The 15,715-nt window shown below is 59.8% G+C and carries 16 protein-coding genes, 1 tRNA gene and 1 pseudogene; 3 read left to right on the top strand and 15 right to left on the bottom strand.

What is annotated here, in order from left to right; translation table 11 throughout:
* Positions 1-695 precede the first annotated feature (695 nt).
* From BEN49_RS04385 to BEN49_RS04400, 5 genes and pseudogenes are all read right to left on the bottom strand, one after another.
* Entirely contained in the window at positions 696-1,928 is a 1,233-nt protein-coding gene (locus BEN49_RS04385; protein ID WP_070741426.1) for a serine hydrolase, read from the bottom strand.
* A 170-nt stretch (positions 1,929-2,098) separates the two neighbouring features.
* Positions 2,099-3,364 (bottom strand): hypothetical protein, encoded by a 1,266-nt coding sequence (locus BEN49_RS04390; RefSeq protein ID WP_070741299.1) that lies wholly within the window; start codon positions 3,362-3,364, stop codon positions 2,099-2,101.
* A 62-nt stretch (positions 3,365-3,426) separates the two neighbouring features.
* The gene (locus BEN49_RS30780; protein WP_369073201.1) at positions 3,427-3,840 is read right to left on the bottom strand and encodes an amino acid permease; all 414 of its coding nucleotides are present in this window, start codon (positions 3,838-3,840) and stop codon (positions 3,427-3,429) included.
* 79 nt (positions 3,841-3,919) lie between these two features.
* A pseudogene (locus tag BEN49_RS30785) lies at positions 3,920-4,720 on the bottom strand (amino acid permease); the annotation flags it as partial.
* Between the two features lie 142 nt (positions 4,721-4,862).
* Positions 4,863-5,390, bottom strand: a complete 528-nt coding sequence (locus tag BEN49_RS04400; RefSeq protein ID WP_070741302.1) for a DUF2480 family protein — start codon at positions 5,388-5,390, stop codon at positions 4,863-4,865.
* A gap of 87 nt (positions 5,391-5,477) precedes the next feature.
* Between BEN49_RS04400 and BEN49_RS31265 the strand changes: the two genes are divergently transcribed.
* Entirely contained in the window at positions 5,478-5,648 is a 171-nt protein-coding gene (locus tag BEN49_RS31265; protein ID WP_498366025.1) for a DUF8622 domain-containing protein, read from the top strand.
* 9 nt (positions 5,649-5,657) lie between these two features.
* Here the strand turns inward: BEN49_RS31265 and tsaB are convergent, their stop codons facing one another.
* From tsaB to rpmH, 5 genes are all read right to left on the bottom strand, one after another.
* Complete coding sequence (tsaB, locus tag BEN49_RS04405; protein WP_070741305.1) at positions 5,658-6,347, bottom strand: tRNA (adenosine(37)-N6)-threonylcarbamoyltransferase complex dimerization subunit type 1 TsaB; 690 nt, start codon at positions 6,345-6,347, stop codon at positions 5,658-5,660.
* Between the two features lie 10 nt (positions 6,348-6,357).
* Positions 6,358-6,867 (bottom strand): hypothetical protein, encoded by a 510-nt coding sequence (locus tag BEN49_RS26585; RefSeq protein ID WP_125916507.1) that lies wholly within the window; start codon positions 6,865-6,867, stop codon positions 6,358-6,360.
* Between the two features lie 71 nt (positions 6,868-6,938).
* On the bottom strand, positions 6,939-8,636 hold the full coding sequence (locus BEN49_RS04410) for a S41 family peptidase (RefSeq protein WP_070741308.1): 1,698 nt from the start codon (positions 8,634-8,636) through the stop codon (positions 6,939-6,941).
* Positions 8,637-8,660: 24 nt separating this feature from the next.
* Positions 8,661-8,960 (bottom strand): ribonuclease P protein component, encoded by a 300-nt coding sequence (locus BEN49_RS29230; protein WP_239691814.1) that lies wholly within the window; start codon positions 8,958-8,960, stop codon positions 8,661-8,663.
* Between the two features lie 235 nt (positions 8,961-9,195).
* Positions 9,196-9,354, bottom strand: coding sequence for a 50S ribosomal protein L34 (gene rpmH, locus BEN49_RS04420; protein ID WP_070741311.1), 159 nt, complete (start codon positions 9,352-9,354; stop codon positions 9,196-9,198).
* 199 nt (positions 9,355-9,553) lie between these two features.
* Between rpmH and BEN49_RS04425 the strand changes: the two genes are divergently transcribed.
* Entirely contained in the window at positions 9,554-11,287 is a 1,734-nt protein-coding gene (locus BEN49_RS04425) for a M61 family metallopeptidase (protein ID WP_070741314.1), read from the top strand.
* A gap of 77 nt (positions 11,288-11,364) precedes the next feature.
* Here the strand turns inward: BEN49_RS04425 and BEN49_RS04430 are convergent, their stop codons facing one another.
* The 3 genes from BEN49_RS04430 to BEN49_RS04440 form a co-directional block, all read right to left on the bottom strand.
* Positions 11,365-11,619: a hypothetical protein gene (locus BEN49_RS04430; protein ID WP_070741317.1), complete on the bottom strand. Its 255-nt coding sequence runs from the start codon at positions 11,617-11,619 to the stop codon at positions 11,365-11,367.
* A gap of 73 nt (positions 11,620-11,692) precedes the next feature.
* Entirely contained in the window at positions 11,693-12,625 is a 933-nt protein-coding gene (locus tag BEN49_RS04435) for a PfkB family carbohydrate kinase (RefSeq protein ID WP_070741320.1), read from the bottom strand.
* Between the two features lie 145 nt (positions 12,626-12,770).
* Positions 12,771-12,844: transfer RNA gene (locus BEN49_RS04440), tRNA-His, on the bottom strand.
* A 90-nt stretch (positions 12,845-12,934) separates the two neighbouring features.
* Between BEN49_RS04440 and BEN49_RS04445 the strand changes: the two genes are divergently transcribed.
* Positions 12,935-14,344, top strand: coding sequence for a DEAD/DEAH box helicase (locus tag BEN49_RS04445; RefSeq protein WP_070741323.1), 1,410 nt, complete (start codon positions 12,935-12,937; stop codon positions 14,342-14,344).
* Positions 14,345-14,406: 62 nt separating this feature from the next.
* On the opposite strand, the gene BEN49_RS04450 is transcribed toward BEN49_RS04445, so the two are convergent.
* A complete protein-coding gene (locus BEN49_RS04450; RefSeq protein ID WP_239691815.1) occupies positions 14,407-14,853 on the bottom strand; it encodes a hypothetical protein in 447 nt (148 codons plus the stop codon).
* 86 nt (positions 14,854-14,939) lie between these two features.
* Positions 14,940-15,641: a uracil phosphoribosyltransferase gene (upp, locus tag BEN49_RS04455; RefSeq protein ID WP_083325766.1), complete on the bottom strand. Its 702-nt coding sequence runs from the start codon at positions 15,639-15,641 to the stop codon at positions 14,940-14,942.
* Positions 15,642-15,715 lie beyond the last annotated feature (74 nt).

A 15,715-nucleotide genomic window follows, 5' to 3' on the forward strand; every position in this document is an offset into this window, starting at 1 on the left:
ATGTATTAGGCCTGCCGCTAGCGTTCATCCTGAGCCAGGATCAAACTCTCCATTGTATAATATCCTTCACCCATTCGAAAATGGGCTGCTGTCTTGGCTAATTCAACTCGTTTTGACGAGTTCAAATCAACTTTACGCTTGTTAAATACTCTGCTTAATTGCTCAAGTAAAGTCTTACCATTTGTCTTTTCCAAACATTCAAAGAACGTGTGTTGCTTCCATTTGAAACAACAGTGTGGCTTTTCAGCCGGACCTTTATCCCACTCTTTCGATTTGGGAGTGCAAAGCTAATAAAATTTATTGGCTTAGTAAGAAATATTTTATTATTTTTTCTATTAGCAACTGATTCGGTTCTTTCAATCTAAAGCGGGGTGCAAAGGTAATTACCTTGCTTCTTTTTGCAAGCTAAAAAAGCTTTTTATTTCCCTCTCTTTCTGCTGCTATTCCGATTGAACCGAAGCGGGGTGCAAAACTACAACAACCTTTTCAGTTATTCAACTGAACCAGGAATTTTGTTTTTCGATGATTCTTTTGCCCTCGTCCATTCGATTTGGGAGTGCAAAAGTAGACACCGAGATCAGCTTACGCAACTTTATTTATACTATTAGGAAGTGGCACATCGTACATTTTCTAATTGGCAGATGACTCTATGCTGATGATCAAGCTACTAAGTAAGGTGATTATTGAGTCCCCGGCTAGCGAATGCAGGCTGGGGCGGCAAAATCGTTGGGACAAGGACGATATGCGCGGGGCCGCAATGCTTCGTATTGGCGAATAGTGTGGCCTAATTGGGCGAGGAAGGGTAGCCCGATGGTTTCGTATTCGTATAGGCCGTCGTTGATAACTCCGTCGGAGTTTACATAAACAACGGCACTCAACAGGAATTCGGACTGGTGCAAGGAATCGGCGAAGTAGGCCACATCGGCTAAAAAGCCGTGTGACATACCAACAATGTTGTAGATGCGTAGGCCATTCTCAGCGGGCGCGGCTGGGTTGCGGCCGTAGTAGAGGTACTTCTTATAGGCGTCGAAGTAACGCTTGGAAGCATACGGACGGAAACCCGCCTCGTGGGGCGTGGCGTGCAGGTAGTACCGAAGGAAGGAATAATCGTTAGCCGTGAGGTGTGGGCGGAGCGAATTGGGCACTGATTCGGGGAATAGCAAGGTGCACAGCAGGGTACTGACATCAGCTAAGGACAGGTGATTGGCGGTGGTGAAATCGTAGGGCTGGCGGACGAGACGATTGCCGAGGCGGTAGGCGCGGCCTTTCGATACGGGGCCCAGGGGGCTGGCGTAGGGCCTGGGGTTGGTAAGCGCTGGCTGCTTGTAAATGGTATCGCCAGCGGCAGTGTGGAAGCTGATGGGGTTGGTGTGGCGGTTGGCGGCCGTGTCGCAGGCAGCGAAGCGGCGCGTGATGCGGGCATTGGGGAAACCTAGCTGGGCGAGGCATTCGTTGAGGGGGCCCTGGCCAAGGAATTCGTAGAGGCGGTTGTAGGCGGTATTGTCGCTCACCAGCAGCATGCGCTTGATGTAGTTGCCGATGGTCGCCGTTTGGTCAGAATCGGCGGGGGCGGCGAAGGGCACGGCGGTTTGGCAGCGAAAGGCGGTACCCGTCGCCATGATGGTGCGGCGGGAAAGGCCGGGCTGGTGCAGGTCGTTCAGCTTTTCGAGGGCCAGCATGACCACAGGCAGTTTGACTAAACTAGCCGGGTTAAAGTATTGGCGCGCATTGAGATGAAAAGTGTGCGGCGTGAAATGGGGTATGTTTTGCGCATCGCGGTCAATTTGGGTGTAGATGATTTGCAGCTCGTAGGCGGGGTTATCGGCAATGCGGGCCAAACCGGGGGAGGTATGCAGCAACGAATCCAGAAGCGGGGAATCGGCGCTCTGCTGGGGGCCCTGTGCATTGGCGGCACGGTTGGAAGGCACGGCGTGCCCGAACGCGGCGGCTATTGCCAAGAGGAAAAGCCCACCCATTACATAGGTATAGAGGCGGCAGGCATGAAGGGTGAACTTAGAATTCATCGGCGGGGCAAAAAACGACGGGGGCCGTAGTGAAGTCACCACGGCCCCCGGGCCTGGGGTTTAGCAAAAACGACTTAGTTGCTGACCGGCGTGCGGCGCTGGGCCAGTAGCAGGTTCGAATCGGTTTGGCGCCAGTTGTAGCCGGTGCCAAACGGCAAGGGGCTGGGGCGGCGCAGGCTATCGGTGTAGGCAGCGGTGAGGGCGGGCTGGTAGTGCTTGGCGAAAAGGTTGATGGGGCGGCGGTACGTGCCGTAGTAAGTGAACTGCCAGGCGCTGGCCGGGAAGTATTTCATGGCAATGCCCGAATCGTCTTGCAACAGATAATTGCTGCGGGCCAGCACGAGGTTGCGTATTTTTGAAAAATAGGCCTTGTGCATGAGGTAGGTGGCCGACTTCACGTAGGTAGTTAGGGGCCCCAGAGTGCGCGCGTAGGTGAGCAAGGCCGGGTGGGGCGCGAGCCGGGCGTCGCTAATGTCGGCGGAGAAGTAGTAGATGGTTTGGGCTTGACCGCTGGCGCTACGCACCTGAATTTCGGCCCCCGGAATGTTGGGGCGGCCGCTGGCACGGGCGGTATCGGCCATACCAGCGGTAAGTCCGGCGGCGGTGAGCTGTACGGGGCGCACGGCCAGCACCTGGTGGCCGGTGCGGGCGGCGAATAGCATGATGAGTGGCACGGCGCCGTCCAACTCCACCGATTTCAGGTCGATGGCCATGTCGTTGGTGCGGAAGAAGCTAAAGTTCAGCACCGACCACAGCGAGGCCTTGATGGCAGGGTACAGCTTGGGATTTTCGAGCGAGGTGCGGGCGGGCACGCTGCCCACGGGCTCCAGGCCCACCATGACGTAGGTTTGGCTGGTGGGGAACAGGGTGGCAACGTTGAGAAAATCGGGACCGCTGAACGGGTAAAAAATGGTGGGGCTGCGGTGCTGCACCGAATCCAGCTCGTGTGTGGCCCACTGCGTCATGCGGTTGGTGTGGGTGCTGGTGTACTTCGCCCAGCTTTTATCCTGGTCTTTTGCGAAGGCCTCGTAGGCGGGGCCCTGGGCGAGGGCGGCCAGCTCGGAATTAGCGCGAACGGGCAACCCGGCGAGGTATGTGGCCACGTCTTGCACATAGGCCGTATCAGTAGGAGCGGCGGTAATAGGTTGGGCGGCGGGGGCCCTGGCCGTATCGGCGTTGGGAGCGAGCGGCGCAGTGGAGGGCGTTTGCGCTGGGGCCCCAGCGTCGGGGGTGGCCTGTGTGGTGGCCGAGGTTTCGGTTTTGGTTGTCGATTCAGAGCAGGCCGCCAAGGCCAGCAGAACCACGGGAAGCAGCCGAAGGGCAGCGTTTCGGAGCAGCATATATATAAGGAGTGAAAACGTAGGGCCTAACCGGTGCCGGGGGCCCACTTGGAAGCCGCAAGTTACGGGTTTGGCGCAGGCCGGGGCGAGCGAAAAACTCGGGTGGTTACCAAGTACACCACCAAGCCGCCCGCTAGCGTCAGCAAACCGTAGCGCGACTCGATGGGCTTGTCGCGTAGGATAAAGATGAGCGTCCAGCCGCTCAAACCCAGGAAAATGATGGGCGTGAACGGGTAGCCCCAGGTGCGGTACGGGCGCACTAGGTTAGGCTTTCGCCAGCGCAGCACAAACAGGCCCAGCACGGTGAGGAAGGTGAACAGGTTCAGGACGAAGCCGGCGTATACCAGGATTTCCTTGAAGCTGGGCCGCAGGATGAACGCCAGCGTGATGGCCGTTTGCAGCATTAGGGCCCTGACGGGAACACCGGCGCGGCTTTTGGCGGCGAAGAAGCGCAGGGCCGGCAGGTCTTCGCCCATTGCCTGCACAATGCGGGCCCGCAAAAACCATCGAGCTGATGGTGGAAACGAGCAGCGCCGCGATGATGCCCCCCGCCAGGCGGCCCGCCGGGGCCCCAAACAGCGAGGTGGCCGCCACGAAACCCACTTCCACTTGGCCTTTCAAACCCGCCAGCGGCGTGGAGCGAAGGAACACGTAATTCAGCCCTACATATAATAGGAGCACCACGGCGGTACCGGCCAGCAGAATACGCGACAAGTTGCGGCCGGGGTTCTCGATTTCGCCGGTGAGGTAAGCAGCGGCGTTCCATCCCGAGTAGGCGTAGCTCACATACACCAGGCTCACGGCGAAAGCGGGACTGAGCACCGCTTGCCAGCCGGCAGCATCGGGGGCGTAGCGCAGGGGCTGCCCCTCCCCTGCCACCAGGCCGGCGCCGATGAACGCGACCAGAATGGCCACCTTCAGGGCCGTGATGGCAATTTGCAGGCGGCTGCCGGCGCGGGTGCTGGTGCCGTGCACCAGCGTGAGGACCAGCACCACGCCCACGCCCAACAGGCTGGCCCCCGTGATGGTGGTGCCCGCCACTACAGCCTGGCCCAGGCTGGGCCACACACTTTTTGCGTATTCGCCCAAGGCCAGCGCCGCCAGGGCCGTGGGGGCCGCAAAGCCAACGGTGGCCGATACCCAGCCCGACAAAAAGCCCAGCGCCGGGTGGTAAATCTGCCCCAGGTAGTGGTATTCGCCGCCCGAGCGGGGCATGGCCGCCGCCAGCTCGCCGTAGCTGACGGCCCCGCACAGCGCAATGAGACCCCCCACGGCCCACAGCATCAGCAGCGCAAAGCCGCTTTGGATGTCGAGCACCTGAAACCCCAGGCTGGTAAAAACGCCCGTTCCCACCATATTGGCCACTACGATGGCCGCGCCGGTGAGGAAACTTATTTTATATGGTTGACTCTGCACGCCGGCAAATGTCGGGCTTTAGGCCGGCTAAACGAAAAAACGCGCCGAAGCGCGTTTTTTACTACTCCCAAGACAGGTTTTGCTACTCCGCTGCCACGGCGGCTTTGGGCTTTTTGTAGAGCGGCACGGTGCTGCACGGCTCCCCGTACATGATGCTGCTCGTAACGGGCAGCAGCTTTTGCATGATGGCCACGTAGGCAAACGTAGGCACGGGCTTGTCGCCGCAGCCCTTCACCACCACTTTGGCGTCGCGGTATTCTTCGGCGTCGAGGCCAGCAATGGCTTCCTCAAACAGCGACTGCTCCAGGGCCCCCAGGTCGCCGAACACGTAGCGGTGGGCGTGGTTTTGCAGCTTAATAGCGAGCAACATGTAGGCCCAGGTGGGCACAATGGCATCGGCCGAGCAGACGATGGCCACGTTCTGGCCATCGTACTGGGTCCAGTCGTGGGTTTTGATGAACTCGCGGAAGTCTTTTTCACGCAAAATGAGTCCGTGGAAAAGATTATCCTTGATGTCGTAGAGCACCCGCTCACCGGCGTGAATAAATTCTTCCAAGTTGAGGGTGACGAGACCGCTGTTGGCGACGCGGTTGGTGAAAAGCGGTTCCATATCAATAAGAAAACATCGAGAGAATAAACTGAAAACAGTGTTTCACCAGGAACAGTTACCGCGGCAAGCTACAACGAGTCAGCAATTATGAAAACTAAGTTTTGTGCCCATTGCCAGCAGGAGGCTACCACACTGTATCGAATCCAAACGCAGGCCGGCGGCAAAGGCTGGTTTTTCGTTTGCAAGAACTGTTGCATCGCAGCGAAGTCCCAACCGGGCTACCGCTACGGCGGCACTTGGCAGGGCTACCGGCACTAGCCCAAAAACTCAAGCCCGCGGTGTGGTCGTGTACACTTCTTTCAAATAAAACGGCTCGTAATAGGCCACGTCCTGAAACGCTCGGCGGTGAAAAGCGGCCACGCCCAGGGCCCCCACCGCCACGGCCGACGGCTCAATACCCGCCAGAAAGCCAATGTTGCCCTGCTCCGCCACCAGCGGCTGGAACTTGGCTGCGCCGTTCCCGAAGCATACTACTTGGCGGTGGGCCAAATGTTCGGCTAGGGCCCCGGGCGCAAGAATGAGCGGCGCGGGCGCCAGCACTTCCTGCCCGTCGTGGGCGTAGAGAGCCGTGTACACTTCCATGCGCCGCGCGTCCAGCATCGGGCAAAACAGCGTTTCTTCCGCCCCCGCCGTCACGGCCGCTACTTGGGCTGCCAGGGCCCCCAGCGTGCTCACCGCCACCAGCGGAACATCCAGCGCGAAGCACAGGCCCTTGGCCGCCGCCGCCCCAATCCGCAGCCCGGTGTAGGAGCCAGGCCCGTCGCTCACAGCCACCGCGGCGAGGTCAGCTAGGGCGTGGCCAGTGTTTGCGAGCAATTGCTCGATTAATACGGTGAGGTGGGTAGAGTGCGACTTTTCCAGCCGCAACTCGGACTGGCCAATCAGGCGACTGTCGGCCACATCGTGCAGCGCGACGGAGCAGACAGGGGACGAGGTTTCGAGGGAGAGGACAATCAATTGTATTAATTTAGACAGCGTTGTAAATACGGTTCAAGCGCGGTTGCATTAACCAAATTCCTGCCGGCCAAAAGAAAAGCAGAATGAATGTTCCCAAAATCTGACTAAAATCGGGCTTATGTCCTTGCTCATTTGCTACTAGAATTGATGCAGGAAACCAATGAATCTGTATGTAAGCAACGAGCGAATAAATCATTGGAATTGACCAAAGACCATTTGCATGAAAGCTATTCGGGCTTATATCAAAATCAGGGTTAGCTAATATTTTACTAAGTGCGAATGCTGCAATCACAAAAAAAATGTCGAATACAAACCTACTGGCACTGCGTTCTTGACCACCTTCTTCGAGCTGATTCAAGGTATTACCAAGAACCCCAAGCCAAATACAAAAGATGCAGAAGCCCAGTAGCTTCATCATATCCTTAAGTTCTCCGTCTTTAACAAACCAAGAAATAAAATAGCTTATCGACAATATTATAAATATGTGCCAAGCTTTTGCTTTTAGTAAAGTATGCTCCATAAACTAATTAAATTCAAAAAGAGCAGGCCAACAGATTGGCTTGCTCTTTTTACATGAATTGGAAAATACAATTACTTCGTCCCAGCCGACTTGCGGGCGCTGGCGGCTTGGCCGGTGGGTTTCAGCAAGGCGGCGTAGCGGTTGGGGTCGTTGAGGACGGCCACGGCGGCGAGGATGTTGGGGTCGTCGTCGAAGCCGGCTTCGGTGCGGCCTTTTTCGTAGTAGTAGCGCGACACGATTTCCTGCTCCAGAATTTCCTTGATTTCGGGCTTGAAGCGCTGCAAGTCGTTGGCTTTGTTGACGACCATTTTGCGGCGCATGGCCTCTAACTCGGTTTTCACGTCGTCGTAGTGCTTTTCCTCCTTCAGCCGCTTGCCAAGGTCGGTAAGTGATTTTTCAGAATCGGTGCTGTAGCTGATGTTTTTGCCCTGGAGGTAGGCCACGAACTTCTGAAACTCGGGGTCCGACATTTTGAACTCGCGGGGCGGGGCAATGCTGGCGTGCTCGGACTTAAAGCGGGTAGCGTAGTCGAACAAGTAGCTTTTCTGGAGCAGCACGCGGGTAATGTCGGCGATTTCGCGGTCGGCCACTTCCACGTCGGGTGCCACACCGCCGCCGTCGTACACGGTGCGGCCGGCGGTGGTTTTGAAGGCCGTGCGCAGCGAATCGGGGAATTTGCCCAGTGTGCCGTCGTCGGCGCGGTGGCTGTAGTCAATCTCCTGGATGCAGCGGCCGCTGGGGATGTAATACTTGGCAGTCGTCACCTTCAGCTGCGAGTTGTAGCTCAGGGGCCGGGTGGCTTGCACAAGGCCCTTGCCGAAGGTGCGCTCGCCCACCAGCACGGCGCGGTCATAGTCCTGCAATACGCCCGACACAATTTCCGAAGCCGAAGCTGAGCGGTTGCTCGTGATGATGGCCACCGGTATCTGGATGTCCAGCGGCTGGTCGAGGGCTTTGTAGGTCTTGTTCCACTCCGTCACCTTGCCCTTGGTGCTCACCACGTCCAATCCCTTATCAATGAATAGGTTGGAGATGTTCACCGCCTCGTTCAGCAGGCCGCCGGGGTTGTCGCGGATGTCGAACACGATTTTCTTCGCGCCCTGAGCCTTGAGCTTGGTAATGGCGGCGCGCACTTCCTTGCCCGCATCCACGGTGAAGCCCGATAGCTGAAAGTAGCCAACTTCGGGCGAAATCATGCCCACGTAAGGCACGTTTTCGACCTGGATTTTATCGCGGGTGATGGCCACTTCCACCGGCTTGTCCTGGCCGTAGCGGGTCACGAGCAGCTTCACCACCGACAGGGCCTGGCCCTTAAGCAACTTGCTGATGTCGGAATTCGACTTTTTTTCGATGACTACGCCGTTGACGCTGATGATTTCATCGCCCGGCAGCAGGCCCGCTTTTTGAGCCGGGAAACCTTCGTAGGCGCTCTGCACCACCGTTTTGCCGTTGCGCTTCACCGTCAGGATGCCGATGCCGCCGTATTGCCCGGTCGTCATGGTGCGGAAGTCCTCGATGTCGTCCTCCGGGATGTAATTGGTGTAGGGGTCGAGCGACTTGAGCATGGCGTCGATGCCCGTCTTCACTAGCTTGCCAGGCTTGATTTCGTCCACGTAATAGGTGTTGACCTCCCGGAACGTGGTAGCGAAAATATCGAGGTTCTTGGCAATCTCGAAGTAACGCTCGTTGTCGGCGGCGGTGCGGAACGAAAACAGGAGCGCGGCGCTGCCGAGGGCGGCACCGGCAATAAGTTTGTGGCGGAAGGTCATGGGGCGGCGGGGCGAAGGGCGAAGCTACGCGGCGGGCGGCGAAGCCGGGCGGGGAACCGCCGTGCCGAGCAAACGATGGAAAGCGGAAATTAATTTTTTTTCCACCAACGCCAACGCACTTTTTTCCTTGCCGGTGTAAATAATGCCCAGCACGCCCACCGGATGCCCACCGGGGTGCTCCAACAGCTGGTACTTGTTCAACCGGTAGGCCTCCCGGATGAGGCGCTTGAGGCGGTTGCGGTCGACGGCCCGCTTGAAGCCGCGCTTGCTCACGCTGATGAGCACCTGGGGCGGGCCCCGGTGGGGCCCGCGCTGGGCAGCCAAACAATGCGCAGGGGGTAAACGCCAAAAGAGGAACTCTGCTTCCCAAAAAGCTCGTCGATGAGCTTTTTGCGGCACAGGTGTTCCTCTTTCGGGAAAGTATGGCGGCGCGTGGGCGCAACGCCCGGAACCTCATTCCCGGGCCCCTTCTCCGGGGGAGAAGGTGGGCCCAGGGATTGAGTTGGTTCCATTGCTAAGTAAGCTAACGGCGGTCAGCCATCAGCTAACAGCTTAATTACTAGCGCTTGTGACGGCCTTCGTCGGATACGGTGAGGCGCTTGCGGCCTTTGGCGCGGCGGCGGGCCAGCACGTTGCGGCCGTTAACGGATTCCATGCGGTTGCGGAAGCCGTGCTTGTTGCGACGCTTGCGCTGCGAAGGTTGGTAGGTGCGTTTCATGTCAAATCAAGTTTCGAGTTGGGCCGGCAAAGGTACGGGGAAGTGCCAAGATTCGCAAGCCCCCGGGCCACAATTGGTTCCGGCCGCCGCGCCGGGCCCCGGGCGGTGGCGCTGGGGCCCTGATTTGGTTGGCTTCGGGCGGGGCGGCTTGCGTATGCAGGGGCCCTAGCTTTGTCCATCCACCCACCCGTTGCCGCCCATGATTCAGTACCGCGTTTCCTACGAAAACCCGCTCACGTTTTACCTGCAAGTGGAAATGACGCTGGCCGTACCCGCCGGGGGCCCCGGGCCGCTGGCGTTGCAGCTGCCTGCTTGGCGGCCGGGCCGCTACGAGCTGCAAAACTTCGCCCAGAAAATCCAAAAGGTGGAAATCAGCGACGAGGCCACTGGCCAGGCCCTGCCCTACCGCAAAACCACCAAGGACCGCTGGGAAGTGGCTGACGTGGCGGGCAAGGAGCTGAAAATCAAGTATAATTTCTACGCCCACCAGATGGACGCGGGCGGCTCGTGGCTCGACGAAAGCCAGCTGTACCTGAACCCGGTGCAGTGCCTGATGTACGCCGAAGGGCGCGAGCAGGAGGAATGCGAGTTGGCGCTGGCCCTGCCCGAGGGCTGGCAAGTGGCCTGCGGCCTGCCCCTGGGGGCCCCCAACGTGCTGCAAGCCCAGAACTTCGACCAACTGGCCGACGCGCCGCTCATGGCCAGCCCCACGCTGATGCACCAGCAGTACGAGGCCGGCGGCCTGCCCTTCCACGTGTGGGTGCAGGGCGAGGCGCCGTTAAACTGGCCGCGCGTGTTAGCCGATTTCAAGGCATTTTCGGAAGAGCAGTTGCAGCTGTTCCAAGGCTTTCCGGTGGCCGATTACCACTTCCTGAACCAGCTGCTGCCTTACAAACACTACCACGGCGTGGAGCATCACAACTCGACCGTGATTACGCTGGGGCCCGCCGAGCTTATTATGACGGAGGCGCTGTACAAGGAATTTCTGGGCGTGAGCTGCCATGAGCTGTTCCACACCTGGAACATCAAGAGCATCCGGCCCGCCGAGATGCAGCCCTACGACTACGCCCGCGAGAACTACTTCCGCACCTGCTTCATTGCGGAGGGCATCACCACCTACTACGGCGAATACCTGCTGGCCCGCAGCCACGTGCGCACGCCGGCCCAGTACTTCGAGGAGCTGGGCGCGGTGCTGCACAAGCACTTCGCCGACGCGGGCCCCGACAACCTCTCGCTGGCCGACGCCAGCGTGGACCTGTGGCTCGACGGCTACCGGCCCGGCGTACCCGACCGCAAGGTATCGGTATACCACAAGGGGACCCTGGCGGCGCTGCTGCTCGACCTCACGCTGCGGCAGCTCTCGGGCCATGCCCGCAGCTTGGACGACGTGATGCGGCGGCTGTACACGGAGTTTGGCCAGACCGGCATCGGCTACACCGAGGCCGACTACATCCGGCTGGTGGAGGAGGTGGCCGGACGGAAGATGGGGGCCTACTTCGATAAGTTCATCTACGGGCTGGAGCCGCTGGCCCCGCCCCTCGAAAAGGTGCTGCACACCGTGGGCTGCCAGCTAATGGTAGCCGAAAACGGGTCGGCTTCGGAAGGGCGCTTCGGCTTCCGCACCGTGGGCCGCAACGAGCGCACCGAGGTCAGCGGCATTTGGCCCGGGTCGCCGGCCGCCGCCGCCCTCACCGTGGACGACGAAATAGTGGCCGTAAACGGCCGCCGCGTGGACTTGAACCTACAAACCCTACTCAGCACAGGGGCCCCCAGCTACGAAATCAGTGTGTTTCGCCAGCACCGCCTGGTAACCGTGACGCTAACGGCCACGGAAGGCAGCAGCTACGGGCCCCGGTACTCGGTGGCCAAGCTGCCCGAGGCCGATGCGGCCCAGCGCGAGGGATTTGCCAAGTGGCTGGGCTGGGAGTTTTAGTGTATTGCCCGCTTCAAAGCAAAAGGCCCCGCCGGACGAATCCGGCAGGGCCTTTTGCTTTGAAGTGAATACGGCTATTAGTGGTCTTTGCTGTTGTCGGCGCCCTTTTTCATGGGGCCCTTATTCACCGACATAGGTTTGTTGTTCTGGGGGTTGCTGCGGATGTTTTGCACGCCGTGGCCAGCGCTGTTGCCGTCGGTGGTGTTGCCGTGGGCCGATACGTCGGTGGTGTTGGGGCTTTGCACTTGCGTGCTCTTTTTCTTGGTATTAGCCGCGGGGTTGACGGACGTTTTAGCGTTCGTGAGGTCGGTCTCTTTCTTGGATAAGGACATGGTGACGGGGGTTTGCGGTGGGAGGATATATAGTGTACCCGTCTCACCGCAAAAGGGTTGCGCCGCTGGGGCCCTAGCCGGCCGGCACCATAGCTGGCTCCACCCGCACCAACTCAGCAAACTGGCCCTCGCGGGCTTCAATCTCTTCGGCCGAAAGGTTGAGCAGGCGCTCAGTGCCGAATTTCTCGACGCAGAACGAGGCCATGGCCGAGCCGTGGATGACGGCGCGCTTCATGTTTTCGAAGCTGATGTCGTCGGTGGCGGCCAAGTGGCCGATGAAGCCGCCCGCGAAGGTGTCGCCGGCGCCGGTCGGGTCGAACACTTCCTCCAGCGGCAGGGCCGGGGCGAAGAACATCTTGTTCTTGTGGAATAGCAGGGCTCCGTGCTCGCCCTTCTTGATGATGAGGTACTTGGGGCCCATGGCCTGAATTTTCTTGGCCGCCTTCACCAGCGAATACTCGCCCGACAGCTGGCGCGCCTCCTCGTCGTTAATGCTGAGCACGTCGACCATTTCAATAGTGGCCAGTAACTCTTCCAGGGCCACGTCCATCCAGAAATTCATCGTGTCCATCACAATTAATTTGGGCCGGTTCACGAGGCGCTGGATGACGAGGCGCTGCACGGCGGGTGTCAGGTTGCCTAGCATCAGGTACTTACAGTCCTGGTAACCGTCGGGGATGGCGGGGTCGAAATCGGCCAGCACGTTCAGCTCGGTGGCCAGGGTTTCGCGCGAGTTGAGGTCTTGCGAGTACTTACCTGACCAGAAAAACGACTTCTCGCCGGCCTTGATTTGCAGGCCCTCGGTATCCACGCCGTGCGTTTCGAGCAGCTGGATGTCGGACGAAGCAAAATCGTCGCCCACCACGGCCACAATGTTCACGGGCTTCAGCGAGTACGAAGCCGACAAGCTGATGTAAGTGGCGGCCCCGCCGACGATTTTATCGGTTTTGCCGAACGGGGTTTCGAGGGCATCGAAGGCAACGGTACCGATGACGAGTAGGCTCATTAGAAAGCGTTTAAAGGGAGTGGGATGATCGGGGAATTTTAGCGGCGGCAGGGGCCCCGGAAAATTGGCCGGGGGCCCACCGGGCTTAAGACACGGCAATAAATAAAAAAGTCCCCGGAATGACTTCCGGGGACTTTTAAAAGTGGGTAAATAATGGGGCTCGAACCCACGACCTCCGGAATCACAATCCGGCGCTCTAACCAGCTGAGCTATATCTACCGTGTGGTTTTTGGTGCTGCAAAGATAGGAAAGGATGCGGGAGCGGGCAAAAAAACTTCGTGGGCAGGCCAAATACCCGACCTTTGCGGGATGGAACCCACTGCTGCCCCGTCGTTCAACGATTTCAAACTCAACAAACAATTGCTTACGGCCGTGGCCGAAGCCGGCTTCACCGAGCCCACGCCGGTGCAGGCCCAAACCATTCCGCTGCTGCTGGCCGGGCACGATTTGCTCGGCATCGCCCAGACCGGCACGGGCAAAACTGCCGCCTTCGGCCTGCCCCTGCTAATGAAGGTGAAGTACGCCCAGGGCGTAAACCCGCGGGCCCTAGTGCTGGCTCCCACCCGCGAACTGGCCATGCAAATCGAAACCCATCTCAAAGCGCTGGCTACCCAAACCGACCTGCGCATTTTCGCCATTTACGGCGGCCTGGGGCCCAAAACGCAAATTGAAACCATTGCCCAGGGCGTGGACATCCTGATTGCCACGCCGGGCCGGCTGATGGAGATTTACCTGAAGGGGGCCCTGCTGCTGAAGGACTTGAAGACGCTGGTGCTCGACGAGGCCGACAAGATGATGGACATGGGCTTTATGCCCCAGATTCGGCGCATCCTGGAAATCATTCCGCGCAAGCGCCAGAACATCCTGTTTTCGGCCACCATGCCCGAGCGGGTGACCTTGCTGAGCGAGGAGTTCCTGGAATTTCCGGTGCGGGTGGAGGTGACGCCACCGGCCCAGACAGCTTCGACGGTGACGCAGACACTGTACCAAGCCCCGAACCTGCTCACCAAAATCAACCTGCTGCACTTCCTGCTGCACCGCGACCAAGACACGATGACGCGCGTGCTGCTGTTCACCCGCACCAAAGAGCACGCCGACCAGGTGGCGCACTTCCTGGAGCGCAAGGCCCCCGCCGGCGAGGTGCGCGTGATCCACGGCAACAAGGGCCAGAACGCGCGGATTAATAACATGGACGCCTTCCGGGCCGGGGAGGTGCGCTACCTGGTGGCCACCGACGTGGCGGCCCGCGGCATCGACGTGCCGCAGGTGAGCCACGTCATCAACTTCGACGTGCCCATCATCCACGACGACTACGTGCACCGCATCGGGCGCACGGGTAGGGCCCTGCACACGGGCGCGGCCATCACCTTTGCCAACGAGGCCGAGATGGTGCACATCGCCGAAATTGAGCAGCTCATCAACCAGACCATCGAGCTGCTGCCACTGCCCGAGGAGGTAACGGTGGAAGAAACTCCGTTTGAGGAGCAGCAAACCATGAGCCGCGAGCTGGACGACCGCCGCAAGCTGCTCGACCCCGATTTCAAGGGCGCCTTCCACGAGCGCAAGGAATGGATCAAGCCCGGCGAAACCATCGACAAGCGCACGGGCAAGGTATTCGAGGCTGGCAAGAAGAAAAGCTCCAAAGGCGCCAAGGCCAACCCCGGCAAAAAAGGCGCCTCCGCCCCCGGCGTGAAAGCCCTGAAGCGGCGCGGGCGGTAAGGAGTTAAAAGTTAATGACCCTGACTTCATTATGAGGTCAGGGTCTTTAACTTTTAACTCCTTTAATGGTGGATCAAGTGCCCGAACCGGACGCTGGCCAGCGTGAGCACGCCGCCCCAGAACACGGCGCTCCAGAGCATGTGCAGCAGGATGCGGCTGCGCGGCACGCCCAGCAGCGTGGCAACGACCGTGCCCCCGATGGGCGAGAGTAGCACCGGCGTGAGGAAGGCAATGCCGCCCATGCCAAAGCGCCGGAACACCTTGATAATGTTGCGCGAGCGCGACGAGAAGATGGGGGCCCGCCGCAACCGCCGCTGCTGCTGCTTGTGCCGCACCCACACTCGCCCCACGCCCGAAATGATGAGCACCGTGCTCATCATGCCCGCCACAGTGAGCAGCAGCGTGAGGGCAAACGGCAGGCCCAGCGATACCCCCAGCAAAGGGCCACCCACAAATTTTACCATGCTCAGCAGGAACACGGAAGCGTATTTGAAGGCGTGGGGGAGCACGGCAGGGGGTTAGGAGAAACGACGGACGAAAGGCAAAAACCCCGCCAGCGGCAAAGGTACCCCGCCGGCGGGCCGGGGCCCCGGCGCTAGATTTTGCTGCCGAAGGCCAGGTCGCCGGCGTCGCCCAGGCCGGGGATGATGTAGGCCTGGTCGTTGAGGCGCTCGTCGATGGCGGCCACCCACAGGTGGGCTTCCGGAATTTCGCGGGCCACGTGGGCGAGGCCCTCGGGCGAGGCAATAACGGCCGCAATGTGCACCTGCCGCGGCGTGCCGAAGCGCAGCATGGCCCGGTAGGTTTGCACCAGGCTCTTGCCGGTGGCCAGCATGGGGTCGGCCAGGATGAGCACCCGCTCGTCGAGGCTCGGAGCCGAGAGGTAGTCCACCTGCACCGTTACCTGGGCCGTGCCCTCGATGCGGTATGCAGCTACGAACGCGCTGGGGCTCTGGTCGAAGTAGTTCAGGAAGCCCTGGTGAAAGGGTAGGCCGGCCCGCAGCACGGTGGCCAGCACCGGGAAGTCGTGGAGCAGCTTGCCGGTGGTTTCGGCCAGGGGCGTCTGGATGGTTTTGTCGGTGTAGCTAAGGTGGGCGCTGATGCGGTAGGCAATGATTTCGCCCAGCCGCTGCAAGTTGCGGCGGAAGCGCAGGCTGTCCTTCTGCACGTCGCGGTCGCGCAGCTCGGCCAGGAAATGGTTGGCGATGCTGGGCTCGGCGCACACCTCGTGCACGCGGGGATTGTCCTCGATGGCAGGGGTAGCTTCGGAAGCGGAGACGGGCGGAGTGACGGCCATGCGGCGAGAATTTTGGAAAGAAAAGAACCGGCCGGCCAGGCGCCTACCGCGTCCCGAAGTTGGCACAAAAACCC

Source organism: Hymenobacter coccineus, assembly GCF_001816125.1.
Taxonomy (GTDB): Bacteria; Bacteroidota; Bacteroidia; order Cytophagales; family Hymenobacteraceae; genus Hymenobacter; species Hymenobacter coccineus.